Raw genomic sequence first — 20,463 nt, 5'->3', positions numbered from 1 at the left:
GTCAATGGCTCGCCATTCGCCATATAAGGCGGACACAATTTGGATATTTTCATGAGCACGCTCGCTGACCACGCCTTCGCCAAGATGAACGGGATCGGGAACGAGATCGTCGTTCTCGACCTGCGGGATTCCAAGCATGTGGTCACGCCCGCGGAGGCGCGCGCGGTGGCCTCGCATGTTCCTTTCGATCAGCTGATGGTGCTGCAGCCGCCGCGGCTTGCCGGCACCGAGGCCTTCATCCGCATCTACAACAATGACGGTTCCGAAGCCGGCGCCTGCGGCAACGGCATGCGCTGCGTGGTCCGGCGGGTGTTCGAAAACACTGGCCAGGCGACCGCGACTTTCGAGACCCGCGCGGGCCTCCTGAACTGCTGGCAGGGACCTTCGTCCGATCTGTACACCGTCGACATGGGCGTGCCGAAGTTCGGCTGGCAGGACATTCCGCTGGCCGAGGAGTTCCGCGACACCCGCTATATCGAGCTGCAGATCGGGCCGATCGATGCGCCGATCCTGCATTCGCCCTCGGTCGTCAGCATGGGTAATCCGCACGCGATCTTCTGGGTCGAGGACGTCAACGCCTATGATCTCGGCCGCTTTGGGCCGCTGTTGGAAAATCATCCGATCTTTCCCGAACGCGCCAACATCACGCTCGCCCATGTCGTCGATCGCGACCACATCACGATCCGTACCTGGGAGCGCGGCGCCGGACTCACCAAGGCCTGCGGCTCGGCGGCTTGCGCGACCGCGGTTGCGGCCGCACGGCTGAAGCGGGTTAACCGGACCGTGCAGGTGACCTTGCCCGGCGGCGAACTCACCATCGAATGGCGCGAGCGCGATGACCACGTGCTGATGACGGGAACGGCGAGCTTCGAATATGAGGGCGTGTTCGAGCCCTCCCTATTCGCATCCCTGGCGTGACGCCGTGCCGGTCGATGTGGTCAGCTTCGGCTGTCGCCTCAACGCTTTCGAATCCGAGCTGATCGCGCGCGAGGCCGACGCCGCGGGCTTGGCTGATACCATCGTCATCAACAGCTGCGCGGTGACCAATGAGGCCGTGGCGCAGGCGCGGCAATCGATCCGCAAGCTGAAGCGCGAGCGGCCCGAGGCGCGCATCATCGTGACCGGCTGCGCCGCGCAGACACAATCAGACATGTTTGCCGCCATGCCCGAGGTCGATCGCGTCCTGGGCAATGACGACAAGCTGCATGCGGCCGCATGGCATGCCACGCGCCAGGCGCTGGCTGGGCCGCGCTTCGGCATCGACGCATCGGAAAAGGTTGCGGTCTCCGACATCATGGCGGTGAGGGAGATGGCGCCGCATCTCCTCGACGGCTTCCAGCGCGGCCTGCCGCGCGTCTTCGTCCAGGTGCAGAACGGCTGCGACCATCGCTGCACCTTCTGCATCATTCCGTTCGGCCGCGGCAATTCGCGTTCGGTGCCGATGGGTGCGGTCGTCGACCAGGTCCGCACGCTGGTGGAGCGCGGCCATGCCGAGATCGTGCTGACCGGCGTCGATCTCACGAGCTATGGTGCCGACCTGCCGGGCGCGCCAAAACTCGGCCGTCTGGTGCAACAGATCCTGCGGCATGTGCCGGAGCTACAGCGTCTTCGCATCTCCTCGATCGATTCGATCGAGGCGGACGCCGATCTGCTCGATGCGTTGGCTTCGGATGCCCGGCTGATGCCGCATCTGCATCTGTCGCTGCAGTCGGGCGATGATATGATCCTGAAGCGGATGAAGCGGCGGCATCTGCGCCAGGACGCGATCGATTTCTGCGCACAGGTGCGGCGTCTGCGGCCGGACGTCACGCTCGGCGCCGACCTGATCGCCGGCTTTCCGACCGAGACTGAGGAGATGTTTGCCCGCTCGCTCGATCTGGTCGAGCAATGCGGCCTCACCTTCCTGCACGTGTTTCCCTATTCACCGCGGCCCGGCACGCCGGCCGCGCGGATGCCGCAGGTCGATGGCGCCGTCATCCGCGAGCGCGCGCGGCGGCTGCGTGCCGCGGGTGAGGCCGCGCTGCGGCGCCGGCTGGAGGCGGAGGTCGGCTGTCAGCGCGATGTGCTGATCGAGAGCGATAGCCAGGGCCGGACCGAGCACTACTTGCCGGTGGCGGTCAGCGGCGCGTCCCTCGGCGCGGTACAGCAGCTCACGATGATCGGGCATGATGGGGTGAAGCTGCTAGTCCAACCCTCGCTGTCATCGCCCGGTTCAACCGGGCGATCCAGTACGCGGTGACGGTTCGGAAGACCCACGACAGCCGCGGCTTACTGGATCATCCGCTTGCGCGGATGCTGACAGTGGAAGGTGAGGCGAAGGCGCGGTGCAGCGCCTTGCGATTGCAGGGCATGATGGCGCTGATTGCCAGCTCGTAGGTCTGGTCCGGCAAATCGAGCAAAGGCCGTCTGGCGGCGAGCGATGCAGTGCACACGGCCGGCAGTGATGCTCACTCCGCATCGATCAAGTCAATCAATGGATCAATTCCAGCGCGAAAATCCGCTTAGGTTGCACCCGTAAAGCGAGCTTCGGAATGGAAGCCATGAAGGGGTGGACGCCATGAGATCAGCCGTATCTCTGCGGGCGAGTTTGCTCGCGCCGTTTCAGCTGCCTTTCATCGCCGAACTGGGACGTGGCTGGATGTTGGTCGCCGCCAGCACACTTCTGCTCCTTCTGCTCCTTCTGGCGGATGGCGCTGCGCTGGCTGCGGACCTGTCGCCACTGCCGGGGGCGCGCCATGTCTGCGCCGATACGCAGCTGTCCATTACCTTCGCCAACCCGCCGACCGTCGGCAATACGGGGACGATCCGCGTGCTGACCGAGGACGGCACGCTGGTCGACAGCATCGATCTTGCCAATCCCGCCGACGCGCAGCGGCCGATCGGCGGCGCGGTGTCGGACAGCGGCGTGGTGCATCAGTTCAACTACTTTCCGGTTCTGGTCAGCGGCAACGATGCGATCATCACACTGCATCGGCAGCTTGCCTATGACACGAAATACACGGTCACGGTCGATCCGTCGGTGCTGAGTGCGGCCGAGGGGTTCGGCGGCGTGAGCCCCGGCGCGTGGCGCTTCACCACCAGGCATGCTCGGCGGCAGCAGCGCGATCGGATCACCGTTGCGGCTGACGGCCGCGGAGACGTTTGCACCGTGCAGGGTGCGATCGACCTCGTGCCCGCCAACAATGCGCGGCCGGTGACGATCGCGGTGAAGCCCGGCACCTACAACGAGATCGACTATGTCTCCGCCGACAAGCCCTTCATCACCGTTCGCGGCGAGGATCGCGACGCCACCGTCATCCAATATCCGAACAACGATCATTTCAACGTCGCGCCGGTCTCCAACAGCAGCAATCAATGTCCGCAGCGCCGCATCCCCGGCACTCCGGATCTCTACAATTGTTGGCGGGCCCTGTTCGGCGTGGAGGCTTCGGACTTCACGCTGGAGAACATCACGCTGGACAACACCACGCCCTATGGCGGCACCCAGGCCGAAGCGTTCCGGGGCAACAATGCGCGCATCCTGCTGAACCGGGTCACGCTCTCGAGCTTCCAGGATACGTTGCGGCTGCAGACCTCCGGATTCGTCACCAACAGCCTGATCGCGGGAGACGTGGATTTCACCTGGGGCACCGGCGCGGCGTTTTTTCAGAACAACGAGCTGAGATTGCTCCACACCGGCTACCTGTCCCAGGTCCGCAACGACAACACCGTCCATGGCTTCGTCTATGTCGGCAACCGGTTCACGCGCGCTGCCGGCGTGCCCGACGGCACCACTTATCTCAGCCGTATCGAGCCGCTGCGCTTTCCCTACAGCGAAGCCGTGTTCATCGACAATGCGATGGACGGCATGATCATCCCGGCGGGCTTCCAGCTCAATCCGAGCACGGTCAGCTGCGCCAACGCACTGCTGGTGCATTTCTGGGAATTCGGCAGTACGGACCTTGGTGGCAACCCGGTCGACACCAGTCGTCGTCTGCCCTGTTCGCTGCAGATCCTGCCCGGAATCGCGGCGCAGTATCGCGATCCGGCTTTCGTGCTGGGCGGCTGGGTCCCCTACACGGTCAATGCGACGCCTGCCGGCGTGGCGCCCGGCCCGACCGTCGGCGCCGTTCCGTTGGGTTCTGCCGTCACCGTGAATTGGAGTGCGCCGGCCGGACATTCCGCGCGCGATCTGATCGGCCTGTTCACAGCGGATGACGACGATGATGGGCTGGTGATGCTGCGCGAGGCGGAGCGGCGGCTGGTATCCCGTCAGACCGTGGGGGAGGGCACCACCGGGAAGGTTGCATTCACCCTGCCCGATTTCGGCGGCCCCTTCATCTTCCGCTATCTCCGCGATGGTCGGGTCCCCGCCGCTTCGAGCAATGTGATCGGCCCGTCGGCGATGCGTGACCGGCGCCACGCCGAGCAGCGACCCGCTGGCGAGCCCGGCGATTGGCGCTGAGCGCCGCGATCGCGATGTCGCTCAGGCTCCCAGGAAGCCGCATTGCTGCAGCCGTTCCATCATGTGCGCCGGAACCGGTGCGGTGACCTGCACCGGCGGCTTGTTCTTCGAGAGCGGGATCGAAATCTCGCGCGCATGCAGATGCAGCCGCGGCTCGCCGAAGCGCGGACCGTTGCCGTAGATGTTGTCGCCGACGATCGGCCAGCCCATGGCTGCCGCATGCACGCGCAATTGGTGGGTGCGGCCGGTCAGCGGTTCCATGGCGAGCCAGGTCAGGTTTTGTGTCTCCTCCCCTTCAGGGTGGGAAGGAGGCGCAGCGGAGCCAGACGAGTCCGCCTGCACGGTCGCGCGAGATGAGCTCCGTCCCAATACCCGCCATTTCGTGATGGCCGGCTGCCCCTCCGGATCCGGCTTCTGCCACCAGCCGCGCTCGGCGTTGCGCCGGCCGAGCGGCAGCTCGATGGTGCCTTCGTCCTCGGCGGGACCACCCTCGACCACGGCCCAATAGGTCTTGGAAATCTTGCCGTGTTTGAACAAAAGCCCGAGCGAGGCCGTTGCCTTGCGATGGCGTCCGAGCACCAGGCATCCCGAAGTTTCCTTGTCCAGCCGATGTGCCAACACCGGCGGCCGCGGCAGGCCGAAGCGCAGCGCGTCGAACGAGGCCTCCAAATTGGGTCCGCCCTTGGGGCCCTTGTGCACGGGAATGCCGGCCGGCTTGTCGATCACCAGCATCAGGCCGTCGCGATGGAGCACGCGGGCCAGCATCTCGTCGTCGGTGGGCTGTTCGATATCCATACGCCGGATCAAGGCTTTCGTTTGGGGGAGGGAAGGGCTAACACCACGCTATGAACGATACCACCTCCGAAACCCCGAAACTCTCCTGGTGGCGGCGGTTGTCGGCCGGGCTCAAGCGCACCTCGGGCGCGCTGGGCACGGCCGTCGCCGATCTCGTCACCAAGCGCAAGCTCGACCGCGCGATGCTCGAGGATATCGAGGACGTGCTGCTGCGCGCCGATCTCGGAACGCAGGTGGCCGCGCGGATTGCGGAGGCGGTCGGTGCCGGCCGTTACGACAAGGCGATCAGCGCCGACGAGGTCAAGTCGGTGGTGGCGACCGAGGTCGAGAAGGTGCTGGCGCCGGTGGCGAAGCCGCTCGAGGTCGATACCGCCCGTAAACCTTTCGTTATCCTTGTCGTCGGCGTCAATGGCTCGGGCAAGACCACCACGATCGGCAAGCTCGCGGCGACATTCGCTGCCGAAGGCAAGCAGGTGATGCTGGCGGCCGGCGACACCTTCCGCGCCGCCGCCATTGAGCAACTCAAGGTCTGGGGCGAGCGCACCAAGGCGCCGGTGATCGCGGGGGCGCAAGGCTCGGATGCCGCGAGCCTCGCCTTCAACGCGATCACGGCCGCGAAGGAACAGGGGCGGGATATACTGCTCATCGACACCGCCGGCCGGCTGCAGAACAAGGCCGAACTGATGAACGAGCTGGAAAAGGTGGTGCGTGTCATTCGCAAGGTCGATGCGACGGCGCCGCATGCCGTGCTGCTCGTGCTGGATGCGACGGTGGGACAAAATGCGCTGTCGCAGGTTGAGGCATTTCATCGTACCGCAGGGGTCACGGGCCTGGTCATGACCAAGCTCGACGGCACCGCGCGCGGCGGCATCCTGGTGGCGCTTTCCGAGAAGTTCAAACTGCCTGTTCACTTCATTGGCGTCGGCGAGAGTGTCGACGATCTCTCGCCGTTTGCAGCAAAGGATTTCGCCCGCGCGATTGCGGGCATCGAGGATTAGTTTTCGCTTGTCATGCGCCGTGCAAGCGGGGCATGCAGTGCGCCGCTCCGCTCACGGTGGACGCACGATCGTCGGATTATCGGTCACTCCCTTTTCGGGTGATGACGGCCAACAGGACATGACATGGACAAGACGCAGCCGCATCCGCTCTTCAAGCTTGCGACCGAACTCGGTCCGCTGCTCGTGTTCTTTGTCGTGAATGCCAAGTTTCAGCTGTTCGCGGCCACGGGCGCGTTCATGGTTGCGATCGTGGTGGCCATGATCGCTTCCTATCTCGTGACCAAGCACGTGCCGATCATGGCGCTGGTCACCGGCGTCGTCGTGCTGGTGTTCGGCACGCTGACCTTGGTGCTGCATGACGAGACCTTCATCAAGGTCAAGCCGACCATCATCTACGGCCTGTTTGCGGCCGTGCTCGGCGGCGGCCTGCTGTTCAACCGCTCCTTCATCGCGATCATGTTCGATCAGATGTTCAACCTGACGCCGACCGGCTGGCGCATCCTCACCTTCCGCTGGGCGCTGTTCTTTGCCGCGATGGCGGTGCTGAACGAAGCGGTCTGGCGCACCCAGAGCACGGATTTCTGGGTTGGCTTCAAGGCCTTCGGTGTGATCCCGATCACGACCATCTTTGCGATCACGCAGATGCCGCTGATCAAGCGCTATCACATTGAGCCGGTGTCGCTCGAGGAGAGCGAGGTGGATGCTGGCGACGTCAGCAAGGGTTAGTTTTGCGCGGGGCGCGCGCGTCGGCGAGCGAAGCCGGATCTCGAGGTTCGGGTTCAATGCTTCGCATTGCCCGGAACGAACCGAACCATCTCACCCCGTGCGACGGTGCGCTTGCGCCTCATACTCAGGGTCATCATCCGCGAAAGCGGATGATCCAGTACGCCGCGGCTTTCGTGAGTCACTGAACCGTCACCGCGTACTGGATCGCCCGTCTGCGGTCGACGACTTCGGAAATCGAAGGAATAGCTTCGCGCCTACCTACGACCCCGCCTGCAACGCCTTCTCGATTTCAGGCTTCAGCACCGCGTTGATGTTGTCAGCCGTGATCGGGCCGACCAGCTTGTAGACAATGGTGCCCTCGCGCCCGACGATGAAGGTCTCCGGCACGCCATAGACGCCCCATTCGATTCCCGCGCGGCCATTGCCGTCGACTCCGACGACATCGTAGGGGTTGCCGTAGCGGCCGAGGAAGCGCCGCGCATTGTCGGCGGCATCCTTGTAGTTGATGCCGACGACCTGGAAGCGCTTGTCATGGCCGAGTTCGACCAGGAGCGGCGCCTCGTCATGGCAGGGCACGCACCAGGAGGCCCAGACGTTCACGATGCTGACCTTGCCCTTGAAAGCCGCAGGGTCCAGCCCGGGCACGGCTCGGCCGTCATTGGCCAGCCCGTCCAGCGGCGGCAACTGGGTCTGCGGCGCCGGATGGCCGATCAGGGCGGATGGAATGCGCGAGGGATCGCCGCTGCCGAGCCGGAACCAGAACAGCACGGCCAGCGCGAGAAACAGCACGAGCGGCAGCAGCATCAGCAGCGAGCGGCGGCGCGGCGCGGCCTCCGGGGCCTGTTGGCTAAGGTCGGTCATCGGACATCCGTGGCGGCACGGCCGGAGCGCCGGCTGACGCCGCTCTGTTCGAGGGTGCGCAGTCGCGCCTTCTGGGTGCGGTAGTCGATGCCGATCCAGATGATCAGCAGCACGACGACCAGCGCGACCGCGAGGTAGGACGAGGCAATGAAGGAGGTGTAGGGTCCGAGATCCATCTGACTACACGGCTCCTGCAATCTGGCCGGGCGCGCCGCCGGGCGAGACGTCGCTCGCAACGCTGCGCGCCTGCATCATCTGCAGGCTGCGCACCCGCCGGCGCAGGATCTCGTTGCGCATCGCCGCGACATGCAGTGTCAGGAACAGGAACGTGAAGGCGATCGCCATCACCAGCAGCGGAATCAGGAATGCCTTGTCGAGTGTGGGACCGCCCATCCGCATCACCGAGGCTGGCTGATGCAGCGTATTCCACCAGTCGACCGAGAACTTGATGATCGGAAGATTGATCGCGCCGACCAGCGTGAGCACCGCGGCGGCGCGCGCGGCCCGGGTCGGGTCCTCGACCGCGCGCCACAGCGCGATCAGGCCGAGATACATCAGAAACAGGATCAAGACCGAGGTCAGCCGCGCGTCCCATTCCCAGTAGGTGCCCCACATCGGCCGGCCCCAAAGCGAGCCGGTGAGCAGGGCCAGGAAGGTGAAGCTGGCGCCGATCGGTGCAGCCGCCTTTGCGGCGACATCGGCGAGAGGGTGCCGCCATACCAGGGTGCCGAGCGAGGCGACGCTCATGATCCCCCAGACGAACATCGACAGCCACGCGTTCGGAACGTGGATGAACATGATCTTGACGGTGGCCCCTTGCTGGTAATCGTCCGGCGCCAGTGCGGAGAGATAGAGACCGGCGGCCAGCAGGACGGCCGTGACGACCGCGAGCCATGGCAACAGGCGCGCCACCAGCGCGAGGAACCGGGTCGGGTTGGCGAGGTCGATCAGGGTCATCGGCATCCTGTTAAAGGCCTGAACGGCTGCAGGCAATCAGCATAGAACCCCTCTAGAAGAGTTGATACGGGTCAAGCCGGAACCGGGTGCCGCCAGCCGGTCAGTCCAGCCCGTGACGCAGGCTCGCAGCCGCGGCAAAAGGACCCACCACGAAGCTCATCAGAGAGAGTGCGCAAAGAATCGAGAACGGCGCGCCGAACGGCAGTGGGCCGACGATCGCGGCCTGCGACGCCGCAACGCCGAAGATCAGCACCGGGATCGACAGCGGCAGCACCAGCACGGCGAGCAGCAGGCCGCCGCGATGCATGGTAACGGCCAACGCGGCGCCGATCATGCCGATGAAGGTCAGCGCCGGTGTGCCCGCAAGCAGGGTCAGCGCCACCGCGCCGGTCGCGACCGCATCGAGGTTGAGCAGCAGGCCGAGCACGGGCGTCGCAACGACCAGCGGCAGGCCGGCGGCGATCCAGTGCGCCAGCGCCTTGGCGGCACAGGCGAGCTCCAGCGGCGTGCGGCTCATCACGATCAGGTCGAGCGAGCCGTCCTCGTGATCGGCGGTGAATAGGCGGTCGAGCGTGAGCAGGCTCGCGAGCAACGCGCCAAGCCAGAGGATCGCAGGGCCGAGCCGGGTCAGGAGCGCAAGGTCGGGCCCGACCGCAAACGGCATCAGCACGACCACGGTCAGGAAAAACAAGACACCGATCAGCGCGCCGCCGCCGACACGCAGCGCGATCCTGATGTCGCGACGGATCAAGGCACCGAGGGCGGTCATGGGAGCAGGGCCTTGGTGAGGGGATCAGACGGAAGCCAACACTCTTGCAGAGCGCGCGGTGTGCTCCCTCCCCCACGCAACCGGGGTTTACCCCGGTTGCGCATACATATTTTGCGCAAGTCGGGCAGGCCCGACTTGCGTAAGGGGAGGGGTGGGGAGGGGGGTAGCTCCGGGCGACACTGTCTTTGGCGACCTCCGACCCCTCCGCGCGAGAGGGAGTGGGGCGCGCTGCGACGGGATGACCCTGAAGGCAAATGATTCCTGTCGAAGAGGAGAACGGGCGTCGTGTGGCACCCCCCTCCCTGACCCTCCCCCACAAGGGGGCAGGGAACGGAAAGAGAGGGGCCAGAGGCCTTCATTTGGCTGTCGTCCTGGAGCGAGTGCAGCGCTATCACCCCATCCCTCCGATCCGCAGTTCGCGCGCGTCGATGCCCAGCGGGCCATGGGTGGCCGCGACGATCAGCCCGCCGCCGGCCAGATGCGCGCGCATGAGCTCTGCGAACATCGCCTGTCCCGCGACATCAAGTGCATTGGTCGGCTCGTCCAGCAACCAGAGTGGACGGGGCACGGCGAGCAGCCGGGCCAGCGACAGGCGGCGGCGCTGACCGGCGGACAGATAAGCGGCGGGTAGTTCGGCGGCATGGGCCAAACCGACCGCGGCGAGACAGTCGTCCGTGGGACGAGCGGCGCCGCCGCCGAGGAAATCGGACCAGAACGACAGGTTCTCATTGACGCTGAGCGCTGGTTTGAGCGCATCGCGATGGCCGAGATAGTGCGCCTGTTCGGCGACGGTCAGCTCGGTCTCGCCGCCTTCGATGGCGATACTGCCGCCGGCCGGCAGCAGCAGGCCCGCGATCAGTCGCAGCAGCGAGGTCTTGCCCGCACCGTTGCGCCCGGTGACCGCCACGGCTTCGCCGGCCGCTGCCTGGAAAGAGAGCCCGGCGAACACCTCGCGCCCGCCGCGCACACATCTGACATCGCTTCCCAACAGCCGCATCGCCAGTCCGTTACAGCCCTCTGAATCTGATGGCTACCGCTTCAGAATTTGTGGGTGACGCCACCTCGCGACTTGCTTGTCACTGTGGCGGCGCAGTTAGAAAGCTTCTATAAGCCCGGGCTTGATGCAGCATCAAACCCCCCGCTGCAAGCCATCCGGCGCTTTGCGCTGACGGTCCTTGGGTACCCGGTCCGGGTATAACGATCAATTGGGATTTCCACACATGACCTCGCTCGACAGCTTCAAGAGCCGCAAGACCCTTCGGGTCGGTACGAAGTCTTATGTTTATTACAGCCTGGCCGCCGCAGAGAAGAACGGTCTGAAGGACATTTCCAAGCTGCCTTATTCGATGAAGGTGCTGCTCGAGAATCTGTTGCGCAACGAGGACGGCCGCAGCGTCACCAAGGACGACATCCTCGCCGTCGCCAAGTGGTTGAAGAAGAAGACGCTGGAGCACGAGATCGCCTTCCGCCCGGCGCGCGTGCTGATGCAGGATTTCACCGGCGTGCCGGCGGTGGTCGATCTCGCCGCCATGCGCAACGCGATGCAGAAGCTCGGCGGCGACGCCGAGAAGATCAATCCGCTGGTGCCGGTCGACCTCGTCATCGACCACAGCGTGATCGTGAACTTCTTCGGCGACAACAAGGCGTTCTCCAAGAACGTGGCCGAGGAATACAAGCAGAACCAGGAGCGTTACGAATTCCTGAAATGGGGCCAGAAGGCCTTCACCAACTTCTCGGTGGTGCCGCCCGGCACCGGCATCTGCCACCAGGTCAATTTGGAATATCTGGCGCAGACCGTGTGGACCAAGAAGGAGAAGGTGACGGTCGGCCGCAACAAGGGGACCTTCGAAGTCGCCTATCCGGACTCGCTGGTCGGCACCGACTCTCACACCACCATGGTGAACGGCCTCGCCGTGCTCGGCTGGGGCGTTGGCGGCATCGAGGCCGAGGCCTGCATGCTCGGCCAGCCGCTGTCGATGCTGCTGCCCGACGTGGTCGGTTTCAAGCTCACTGGTGCATTGAAGGAAGGGGTCACCGCCACCGACCTCGTGCTGACGGTAACACAGATGCTGCGCAAGCTCGGCGTCGTCGGCAAATTCGTCGAGTTCTTCGGTCCCGGCCTCGACAACCTGTCGGTCGCCGACAAGGCGACGATCGGCAACATGGCTCCCGAGTACGGTGCGACCTGCGGCTTCTTCCCGGTCGATGCCGCGACGATCGATTACCTGAAGGTCTCCGGCCGCAAATCGGCGCGGGTTGCGCTGGTCGAGGCCTATGCCAAGGCGCAGGGCCTCTTCCGCACCGCCAAGTCGCCCGATCCGGTGTTCACCGAGACGCTGACACTCGATCTGGCCGATGTCGTGCCATCGATGGCCGGTCCGAAGCGGCCCGAAGGCCGCATCGCGCTGCCGTCGGTTGCTGAAGGTTTCTCCACCGCGCTGTCGGGCGAATACAAGAAGTCCGATGCCAGCCAGCGTTTCCCGGTCGAGGGCCGCGATTTCGAGCTCGGTCATGGCGATGTGGTGATCGCGGCGATCACCTCCTGCACCAACACCTCGAATCCGAGCGTGCTGATCGGTGCCGGTCTGCTGGCGCGCAATGCGGCTGCCAAAGGGCTGAAGGCCAAGCCATGGGTGAAGACCTCGCTCGCCCCGGGCAGCCAGGTCGTGGCTGAGTATCTCGCCAATTCCGGCCTGCAGAAGGACCTCGACAAGGTCGGCTTCAACCTGGTCGGCTTCGGCTGCACCACCTGCATCGGCAATTCCGGACCGCTGCCCGAGGAGATCTCCAAGTCGATCAACGATAACGGCATCGTTGCGGCCGCCGTGCTGTCGGGCAACCGCAACTTCGAGGGCCGCGTCTCGCCGGACGTACAGGCCAACTATCTCGCCTCACCGCCGCTGGTCGTGGCCTATGCACTCGCCGGCACCGTGACCAAGGACCTCGCGGTCGAGCCGATCGGCATCGGCAAGGACAAGAAGCCGGTCTATCTGAAGGACATCTGGCCGACGACCAAAGAGATCAACGACTTCATGAAGAAGTACGTCAAGGCGTCGATCTTCAAGAAACGCTACGCCGACGTGTTCAAGGGTGACACCAACTGGCGCAAGATCAAGACGGTCGAGAGCGAGACCTATCGCTGGAACATGGGCTCGACCTATGTGCAGAACCCGCCTTATTTCGAGGGCATGAAGAAGGAGCCGGAGCCGATCAAGGATGTGATCGACGCCCGTGTCCTGGCGCTGTTCGGCGACAAGATCACCACCGACCACATCTCGCCGGCCGGGTCGATCAAGCTGACCTCGCCCGCCGGCCAGTTCCTCAGCGAGCATCAGGTGCGCCCGGCGGACTTCAACCAATACGGTACCCGTCGCGGCAATCACGAGGTCATGATGCGCGGCACCTTCGCCAACATCCGCATCAAGAACTTCATGCTCAAGGGCGCCGACGGCAACATTCCCGAGGGCGGCCTGACCAAGCACTGGCCGGACGGCGAGCAGATGTCGATCTACGACGCCGCCATGAAGTACCAGGCCGAGGGCGTGCCGCTGGTCGTGTTCGCCGGCGCCGAATATGGCAACGGATCTTCGCGCGACTGGGCCGCGAAAGGTACCCGGCTCTTGGGCGTCCGGGCCGTGATCTGCCAGAGCTTCGAGCGCATCCACCGCTCCAATCTGGTCGGCATGGGCGTGCTGCCCCTGACCTTCCAGGACGGCGCCTCGTGGCAGTCGCTCGGGCTCAAAGGTGATGAAAAGGTCACCATCAAGGGCCTGGAAGGCGATCTCAAGCCGCGCCAGACGCTGACCGCCGAGATCGTTTCGGCTGACGGCGCGACCCAGCAGGTCCCGCTGCTATGCCGGATCGATACGCTCGACGAGCTCGACTACTACCGGAACGGCGGCATTCTCCACTACGTGCTCCGCAAGCTCGCGGCCTGATCGGTGCGACAGATTGGCTCACTCTGAAGTGAGTAGCAGGTGATGCCAGAGGCGGCCTATGACAAAGGCCGCCTCTTTTGTGTTCGGTATACCATCGAACGACGAGGGGCCTTCAAGACATCGCGAACGCGGCAAGGTGCGACAGGTAGTATGCAGATATGGCAGGGATGATGGGTGGTAGGACGTCTTGGTGGTCGGGTGCGGCGGTCGGGGTCTGTGCGATCATCGCTATCATCCGGCCGGCTGATGCCAATCCTCGCGCGGTCGTCGAGCTCTTTACATCCCAAGGTTGCTCATCCTGCCCGCCCGCGGACAAAGTGCTCGGCGAACTGGCCCAGGACCCGTCCGTAATCGCCATGAGCATGCCGATCGATTACTGGGACTATCTCGGCTGGAAGGACACTTTGGCCGATTCACGGTTTTCGGCCCGCCAGCGGGCCTATTCCCGGATGCGCGGCGACCGCGAGGTCTACACCCCACAGGCGGTCGTCAATGGCGCCGTTCACGTCATCGGCAGCGATCGCGAGGCGATCGAAGGCGCGATCGATGACACGACCCATGGCGGCGCGGTGATGTCGGTGCCTGTCAGCATGGCTATCCAGGGCCATGAGCTGACCGTGAGCGTCGCCGCCGCCAACGAGCAGGCCTTGCACAAGCATGGCGAGGTGTGGCTCTGCTCGATTTCCAAGGCGGTCCCGATCTCGATCAGCCGGGGCGAAAATAGCGGTCACGAGCTGACCTATTACAACGTCGTGCGCAATCTCTTGAAGGTTGGCGACTGGAACGGCATGCCGGGACATTGGAGCGTGCCCATCGACAAGATCGCCCATGAGGGCGTCGACGGCGCTGTGGTCTATGTGCAGGACGGCACGCGCGATCGCCCCGGCCCGATGCTCGGCGCGGCCTTTACCGAACTCCACTGACGTTCCATTCGGCCTACCAGCGGCTCCGCCCGTCCAAGGACGGTCTCGGGACAGTTTTGTCCAAGCGCTGAGGCCAGCCCGGTCCCCTGCGCGCTATCAGGTTCCAAAAAACACGAGTCGTCAAAACAGGGCCACCTAAAACAAAAGGACCAACTCGCGTTGGCCCTTTGTCTTTGCGTGCGAATAGGCCCGATCCTGACGACCCCGGGGGGCTGGGGGCTGAGGAATCCGGAACCGAAAGGACCGGGCCAACGCACACGAACTTTATGCTAGATGGGAGGGGCGGTCGCTGGGCGGAAGTGGGGCGTCATTATGACTCTGCTAACGATCCCGTGACGGCGTCTGCTGGCGCGCTATTCGGCATCCTGCGAGCCGCGCTGCGAGAAAGCCCCCTTGCGGCGCCGGAGGGTTGAGGTGATCATGTCACGACGATGACAGGAGAGGCGCGATGCATTTGATACCGGAGGATGCCGATCCCAGCGAGAACCGCGCCGCGGCCCGCAACGCCGCCGCGGCGGTTCCCAACCGGGTGACGTTCAATCGCCTCGAACTCAATCGCATCTTGAATCTGTATGGCCGCATGGTCGCCGATGGCGAGTGGCGGGATTATTCGATCGACTTCCTGCGCGACCGCGCGGTGTTTTCAGTGTTCCGCCGGGCTTCCGAAGTGCCGCTCTATCGGATCGAGAAAGACCCACGGCTCGCGCGCAAACAGGGCATGTACAGTGTGATTTCGGCCACCGGACTGATCCTGCGCCGCGGGCATGAGCTGGAGCGCGTGCTCCTGGTCATCGACCGCAAGCCAGCCCTGGTCTAGCTCCGCCCCCATTTCGGACGATCCCGACGTCGTCATTCCGAGGCGATGCGCGAGCATTGAACCCGGAATCTCGGAGTGGATAGATCTCGTCCCTCGTTTGAGATTCCGGGCTCACCGCTTCGTGGTGCCCCGGAATGATCTCGAGGTGGCCTAGGCCGGCACCGTCGTCGCCGCCTCGCCAAGCGCAAGCTGCATCATCACGGTGTCGAGCCAGCGGCCGAACTTCAGCCCGACATTGGGATGCGTGCCGATCATCTGGAAGCCGCATCGGGTGTGCAGGCCGATCGAGGCGGCGTTGGCGGAATCGCCGATCACCGCGATCATCTGCCGGAAGCCTCTCGCCTCGCATTCCGAGATCAGCCGCTGCATCAGCCGTAGGCCGATGCCGCGGCGATGGCTCGCAGGATCGAGATAGACCGAGTTTTCGACCGTGAAGCGATAGGCCGGACGCGGCCGGTAGGCGCCGGCATAAGCATAGCCGGCGATCGCTCCGTCGAGCATGGCGACGAAATAGGGAAAGCCGCCGTCTGTCAATGCGAGGAAGCGCCGCGTCATCTCAGTCAGGTCCGGCGGCTCGAGTTCGAAGGTGGCTGTTCCTTCGCGCACGGCCTGCGCGTAGATCGCGGTAACGGCGGCAATATCGGCTTCGACAGCCGGACGGATTTCAAGTTCGGACATGGCTTGAACAATAGCAGCGGACAGGTCTTGTTCAACGATGTTCGCGGACATGCCCGCTCTGAGCACGACGTGCGGCGACGTGTCGGATCGGGCGGACAGCGACAAAGAAAAAGCCCCGGCTGGCGCCGGGGCTTTGAACAGATCAGTTGGCGTGACGTCAGTCGCGCTGGCCGAGCAGCTGCAGGAGCAGCGTGAACAGGTTGATGAAGTTCAAGTACAGCGACAATGCGCCGGTGATCGCCGCGCGCTCGGCGATGTCGCCGCCGGCCGAGGCGTAGCCGTAGATGTACTCGTTCTTCAGCCGCTGCGTATCCCAAGCGGTGAGGCCGGCGAATACGAACACGCCGATGATCGACACAAAGAACTGCAGCGCCGAGCTCGCCAGGAAGATGTTGACGAGGCTCGCGATCACGATGCCGATCAGGCCCATGAACAGGAAGGAGCCGAACCCGGTCATGTCACGCTTGGTCGTGTAGCCGTAGAGGCTCAGCGCACCGAACGTCGCCGCCGTGATGAAGAACACGCGCACGATCGAGGTGTGAGTGTACACCAGGAAGATCGACGACAGCGAGATGCCCATCAGCGCCGAGAACACCCAGAACAGCAGCTGGGCAGTCGACGGCGCCAGGCGGTTGATGCCGGCCGAGATCGCGAACACCATGGCCAGCGGCGCCAGGATGAACAGCCATTTCAGCGGGCTCACGAACATCGCATAGCCGAACTGGGTCAGGTACACGTTGTTGCCGAACCTGGCGACGGCGGCGGAAGGGTCGCCGGTCACGGCGGCCATGTACACGCCGAGCGCGGCAAGGCCGGTGATGGCCAGGCCGATGCTCATGTAATTGTAGATGCGCAGCATGTAGGCGCGCAGCCCGGCATCGACGGTCGCGGCGTCAGCCCGCCCGGCAACCCGGCCGAAGGGAGAAGTATAGTTGCGGTCTAGATCCGACATGGTCGAATTCCCGTTTGGTTGTCCGGCGGCTCGTCTGTGGGATCGTTCCGTCGGCTCTCGAAAAACCTATCTCAGATACCACCTGTCCAACATGAAATCTGCGTCATCTGCAAATTTGCCCGTTGGTGTGGCCTCTGAACCCATCGGTTAAATGGGAAACTAGCATATTCGCTGCAAGCTTCCACGCGCGGCCGAATGTCGCTCCGCACGCGATTTTGCGCCTCAAATCGCCTTAACCGTGCGGCCGAAAGCCGCGCAATTTCATAAATTTCGCAAGACTGAGGCGGGTTTCTGGCTCAGCGCCAACAGCGTGCCCAACAGGCCGAGGCCGACGGTCACGATCAGGGCGGCCAGGACCACCAGAGCGGCGCTGCCGGCCTGCCAGATGAAACTCAAGGTCATCAGCCGCGTCACGATCAGCCAGGCCGCCACCGAGCCGGCGATGACCCCGAATACCGCCGTGGCGAGGCCGATCATGAGATATTCCAACCCATAGGCGCCGAGCAGCCGCAGCCGCGTCGCCCCCAGCGTCTTCAGGATCACGGCATCGTAAACCCGGTGACGGTGGCCGGCCGCCAGAGCGCCACCCAGGACCAGAATTGCCGAGATCAAGGTGACGGCGCTCGCTCCGCGGATCGCGAGCGCCAGATTGGCGACCACCCCGCCGATCGTCTCCATCACTTCGCGCACCCGCACACTGGTTACCATCGGAAACGCATCCGCCACCTTCTTGATGATCTGCGCGTCGTCTGCGACATCGGAACGCGCCTCGGTCAACGTTGCGACGTGGGTGTGCGGCGCGCCTTTGAAGGCGCCGGGTGAGAACACCAGCACGAAATTGATGCCGAGCCCCTGCCAATCGATATTGCGCATGTTGCCGATATGGGCGGTGATGTCGCGCCCGAGCACATTCACCACGATCTCGTCACCGACCTTCAGCCCCATCCCGTCGGCGATCCGCTTCTCGATCGAGACCAGCGGCGGTCCGACGTAGTTGGAGCCCCACCATTCGCCTTCGACCACTTTGGAGCCTTTCGGCACCTCGCCTGTGTAGGTCAGGCCGCGGTCGCTCTGCAGCACCCATTCGGCGTCCGGCGAGGCCTTGATGTCCTCGGCGCGCACGCCACGGGCCGAGACGATGCGCCCGCGCAGCATCGGCACCTCCTCGACCTTCGCGTTCGGCGCGATCTGCCCGAGGAAATCGCCGAAGCGGTCGGCCTCCGTCGAGGGAATATCGATGAAGAAGAACGAGGGCGCCTGGTCCGGCAGCTGCGCCAGAAACTGCCGACGCAGATTGCCGTCAATCTGAGTAATGGTCACCAGCACCGCGAGGCCCAAGCCGAGCGAGAGCACCACCGATGGCGTCAATGCGCCGGGCCGGTAGATGTTGGTGATCGCCAGCCGCAGCATGGGAAAGCGGCTGCGCGGCAGTCGGCGGGCGACAGCCATCACCAATGCGGCGATGCCGCGCAACAGCGCAAATACCAGCACAGACGCCAGCACGAAGATCGCTGCGATCCGCTTGTCATAGGCCAGTCCGATCACGACCGCGATCAGTAGCGCCACCACCGCGGCGATCAAGGCGAGATAGCTCCAGCGCGGCCGATGAAATTCGGCAATCACAGCTTCACGGAACAGCGCGGCCACCGGCACGTCATGAACCCGGCCGAGCGGCCACAGGCCGAACGCAAGCGCAGTGAGCAGGCCGTAGACGAACGACAGGGCGAGTTCGTCGGGATGGACAGCCGGCACCACCGGCAGCGGCAACAGCTTGCCGAACAGGCCGACGATGGCGAAGGGCAGCGCCGCGCCGGCGCAGAGCCCGACCACCGAGCCGATCCCCGCCAGCACGATCACCTGGGTGAGATAGATGCCGAACACGTCGCGGCTGGTGGCGCCCAGCGCCTTGAACGCAGCGATCACTTCTGTGCGCCGGTCGACATGGCTCTTGACGGCATTGGCGACGCCGACGCCGCCGACCAGAAGCGCGGCCAATCCGACCAAGGTCAGGAACTGGGTGAAGCGGGTGATATTGCGTTCGAGCTGCGGCGAGGCGTTGCTGCGGGAGCGGATCTCCCAGCCCGCGGAAGGGGCCGCCTCGCGCGCATCGGCGATCAAGGCCGCGGTGGCGCGGTCGTCCGCGGCAGCGTCCGGCAGGCGAACGCGGTAGGTCCAGCGCACCAGACTGCCGGGCTGCAAAAGCTGCGTGGCGCGCAGCCCCGCCTCGCTGACCAAGAAGCGCGGGCCGAGACCGATGCCGCCGGACAGCTTATCCGGCTCGGCCTCCAGCGCGCTGCGGATCTGAAAGCGGGTGTTGTCGATCGTGACGATGTCGCCGACCTTGAGGTCGAGCCGGGCGAGCAGCGCCGGATCGGCGGCGGCGCCGAACACGCCGTCGCGCTCGGCAAACAGATCGGGGAGCGGCACGGCCGGCTTGAGGTCGAGTTTGCCGAGCAGCGGGTAGGCGCCATCGACAGCCTTCAATTCGACCAGCGCCAGACGTCCATCGGCAGCGCGCACCATGGCGCGCAGGGTCGCGGCAAGGGAGACCTCGCCGCGCGCGCGCAGAAACGCAACCTCCTCGGGCTTGGCTTCGCGCTGAAACAGCGAGAAGGCGACGTCGCCGCCGAGCAGGGTGCGGCCTTCTCGTGTCAGCCCGTCGCTGAGGCTGGCGGCAACCGAGCCGACGCCGGCGATCGCAAGCACGCCGAGCGCGATGCAGGCGATGAAGACATAGAAGCCGCGCAGGCCGCCGCGCAATTCGCGCAGTGCGTAACGGATGGACAGCATGGTCGCGCGGCTGCCGCCGATCGGTTCTGAGATCGTGCTCATGCGCTCTCGACTTGCGCCTTGCTGTGATCGCCTTCGATATGCCCGGAGCGCAGCCGCACCACGCGGTCGCAGCGATGCGCCAGCGAGCTGTCATGGGTCACCAGCACCAGCGTCATGCCGCGCTCGGCGTGCTTGGTGAACAGCAGGTCGATGATCTGCTTGCCGGTCGCTTCGTCGAGATTGCCGGTCGGCTCGTCGGCGACAAGGATCGCGGGATCCGGCGCCAGCGCACGCGCCAGCGCGACGCGCTGTTGCTCGCCGCCGGAGAGTTGGCTGGGATAGTGGTGCAGCCGGTGGCCGAGACCGACCGATTCCAGCTCCTGCGCCGCCCGCTGCGCCGCGTCCATGCTTCCCGCCAATTCCAGTGGCACGGCCACATTCTCCAGCGCCGTCATGGTCGGGATGAGGTGAAACGACTGGAACACGATCCCGACCTGCCGGCCGCGGAACCGCGCCAGCGCGTCCTCGTCGAGGGCATTGAAAGCGGTGCCGTTGACCACCACCTCTCCGCTGTCCGGACGTTCCAACCCCGCCATTACCATCAGCAGCGTCGATTTGCCCGATCCCGAAGGCCCGATCAGGCCGATGGTTTCTCCTTGGCCGACGCGCAGGCTGATATCTTTCAGGATATGAACCCGCGCAGCGCCGGTGCCGAGCGAGAGGTTGACGTTGGAGATGGAAATGGTGTCCGGCACGAGGCCGGCCAATTGCGAGGTTTCGATGAGGCTGTCCATGGCTCGGTCATATGGCACTTCAGCAAGCCGGGTCGAGAG

At 64.7% G+C, this 20,463-nt stretch carries 18 protein-coding genes; 8 read left to right on the top strand and 10 right to left on the bottom strand.

What is annotated here, in order from left to right; translation table 11 throughout:
* Nucleotides 1-51: 51 nt before the first annotated feature.
* The 3 genes from dapF (at nucleotide 52) to ACQR1W_RS09665 (ending at nucleotide 4,444) form a co-directional block, all read left to right on the top strand.
* Nucleotides 52-918, top strand: a complete 867-nt coding sequence (gene dapF / locus ACQR1W_RS09675) for a diaminopimelate epimerase (RefSeq protein ID WP_434850588.1) — start codon at nucleotides 52-54, stop codon at nucleotides 916-918.
* A gap of 4 nt (nucleotides 919-922) precedes the next feature.
* Nucleotides 923-2,239 carry a tRNA (N(6)-L-threonylcarbamoyladenosine(37)-C(2))-methylthiotransferase MtaB gene (gene mtaB / locus ACQR1W_RS09670; protein WP_434851127.1) on the top strand — a complete coding sequence of 439 codons (1,317 nt, stop codon included), beginning with the start codon at nucleotides 923-925 and terminating at the stop codon, nucleotides 2,237-2,239.
* Between the two features lie 318 nt (nucleotides 2,240-2,557).
* Nucleotides 2,558-4,444 carry a pectinesterase family protein gene (locus ACQR1W_RS09665; RefSeq protein WP_434850587.1) on the top strand — a complete coding sequence of 629 codons (1,887 nt, stop codon included), beginning with the start codon at nucleotides 2,558-2,560 and terminating at the stop codon, nucleotides 4,442-4,444.
* 21 nt (nucleotides 4,445-4,465) lie between these two features.
* On the opposite strand, the gene ACQR1W_RS09660 is transcribed toward ACQR1W_RS09665, so the two are convergent.
* Nucleotides 4,466-5,239, bottom strand: a complete 774-nt coding sequence (locus ACQR1W_RS09660; protein WP_434850586.1) for an RluA family pseudouridine synthase — start codon at nucleotides 5,237-5,239, stop codon at nucleotides 4,466-4,468.
* Nucleotides 5,240-5,289: 50 nt separating this feature from the next.
* Between ACQR1W_RS09660 and ftsY the strand changes: the two genes are divergently transcribed.
* A complete protein-coding gene (gene ftsY / locus ACQR1W_RS09655) occupies nucleotides 5,290-6,237 on the top strand; it encodes a signal recognition particle-docking protein FtsY (protein ID WP_434850585.1) in 948 nt (315 codons plus the stop codon).
* Nucleotides 6,238-6,360: 123 nt separating this feature from the next.
* Nucleotides 6,361-6,963: a septation protein A gene (locus ACQR1W_RS09650; protein WP_008973384.1), complete on the top strand. Its 603-nt coding sequence runs from the start codon at nucleotides 6,361-6,363 to the stop codon at nucleotides 6,961-6,963.
* A gap of 258 nt (nucleotides 6,964-7,221) precedes the next feature.
* Here the strand turns inward: ACQR1W_RS09650 and ACQR1W_RS09645 are convergent, their stop codons facing one another.
* The 5 genes from ACQR1W_RS09645 to ccmA form a co-directional block, all read right to left on the bottom strand.
* Entirely contained in the window at nucleotides 7,222-7,824 is a 603-nt protein-coding gene (locus ACQR1W_RS09645; protein WP_434850584.1) for a DsbE family thiol:disulfide interchange protein, read from the bottom strand.
* Nucleotides 7,821-8,000, bottom strand: coding sequence for a heme exporter protein CcmD (gene ccmD / locus ACQR1W_RS09640; RefSeq protein WP_434850583.1), 180 nt, complete (start codon nucleotides 7,998-8,000; stop codon nucleotides 7,821-7,823). Before ccmD ends, ACQR1W_RS09645 begins: the two co-directional genes overlap by 4 nt.
* A gap of 4 nt (nucleotides 8,001-8,004) precedes the next feature.
* The gene (locus ACQR1W_RS09635; RefSeq protein ID WP_434850582.1) at nucleotides 8,005-8,781 is read right to left on the bottom strand and encodes a heme ABC transporter permease; all 777 of its coding nucleotides are present in this window, start codon (nucleotides 8,779-8,781) and stop codon (nucleotides 8,005-8,007) included.
* A 100-nt stretch (nucleotides 8,782-8,881) separates the two neighbouring features.
* Nucleotides 8,882-9,550, bottom strand: a complete 669-nt coding sequence (gene ccmB / locus ACQR1W_RS09630) for a heme exporter protein CcmB (protein WP_434850581.1) — start codon at nucleotides 9,548-9,550, stop codon at nucleotides 8,882-8,884.
* 391 nt (nucleotides 9,551-9,941) lie between these two features.
* Nucleotides 9,942-10,547 carry a heme ABC exporter ATP-binding protein CcmA gene (gene ccmA / locus ACQR1W_RS09625; RefSeq protein WP_434850580.1) on the bottom strand — a complete coding sequence of 202 codons (606 nt, stop codon included), beginning with the start codon at nucleotides 10,545-10,547 and terminating at the stop codon, nucleotides 9,942-9,944.
* Nucleotides 10,548-10,770: 223 nt separating this feature from the next.
* Here ccmA and acnA point away from each other — a divergent pair, with 223 nt between their 5' ends.
* From acnA to ACQR1W_RS09610, 3 genes are all read left to right on the top strand, one after another.
* Entirely contained in the window at nucleotides 10,771-13,488 is a 2,718-nt protein-coding gene (gene acnA / locus ACQR1W_RS09620) for an aconitate hydratase AcnA (RefSeq protein WP_434850579.1), read from the top strand.
* A 158-nt stretch (nucleotides 13,489-13,646) separates the two neighbouring features.
* A complete protein-coding gene (locus tag ACQR1W_RS09615; RefSeq protein ID WP_434850578.1) occupies nucleotides 13,647-14,411 on the top strand; it encodes a DUF1223 domain-containing protein in 765 nt (254 codons plus the stop codon).
* Nucleotides 14,412-14,859: 448 nt separating this feature from the next.
* A complete protein-coding gene (locus ACQR1W_RS09610; protein ID WP_008973375.1) occupies nucleotides 14,860-15,228 on the top strand; it encodes a DUF2794 domain-containing protein in 369 nt (122 codons plus the stop codon).
* A gap of 150 nt (nucleotides 15,229-15,378) precedes the next feature.
* Here ACQR1W_RS09610 and ACQR1W_RS09605 read toward each other — a convergent pair whose 3' ends face one another.
* The 4 genes from ACQR1W_RS09605 to ACQR1W_RS09590 all read right to left on the bottom strand — a co-directional run bounded on the left by ACQR1W_RS09605 (nucleotide 15,379) and on the right by ACQR1W_RS09590 (nucleotide 20,424).
* On the bottom strand, nucleotides 15,379-15,906 hold the full coding sequence (locus ACQR1W_RS09605) for a GNAT family N-acetyltransferase (protein ID WP_434850577.1): 528 nt from the start codon (nucleotides 15,904-15,906) through the stop codon (nucleotides 15,379-15,381).
* A gap of 157 nt (nucleotides 15,907-16,063) precedes the next feature.
* A complete protein-coding gene (locus ACQR1W_RS09600) occupies nucleotides 16,064-16,858 on the bottom strand; it encodes a Bax inhibitor-1/YccA family protein (protein WP_008973373.1) in 795 nt (264 codons plus the stop codon).
* 261 nt (nucleotides 16,859-17,119) lie between these two features.
* A complete protein-coding gene (locus ACQR1W_RS09595) occupies nucleotides 17,120-19,690 on the bottom strand; it encodes an ABC transporter permease (RefSeq protein ID WP_434850576.1) in 2,571 nt (856 codons plus the stop codon).
* Entirely contained in the window at nucleotides 19,687-20,424 is a 738-nt protein-coding gene (locus ACQR1W_RS09590; RefSeq protein ID WP_434850575.1) for an ABC transporter ATP-binding protein, read from the bottom strand. Before ACQR1W_RS09590 ends, ACQR1W_RS09595 begins: the two co-directional genes overlap by 4 nt.
* Between the last annotated feature and the right edge of the window lie 39 nt (nucleotides 20,425-20,463).

It is taken from the genome of Bradyrhizobium sp. HKCCYLS1011 (genome assembly GCF_051167795.1).
Taxonomy (GTDB): domain Bacteria; phylum Pseudomonadota; class Alphaproteobacteria; order Rhizobiales; family Xanthobacteraceae; genus Bradyrhizobium.
This window is presented reverse-complemented; position numbering and strand designations above follow the sequence as displayed.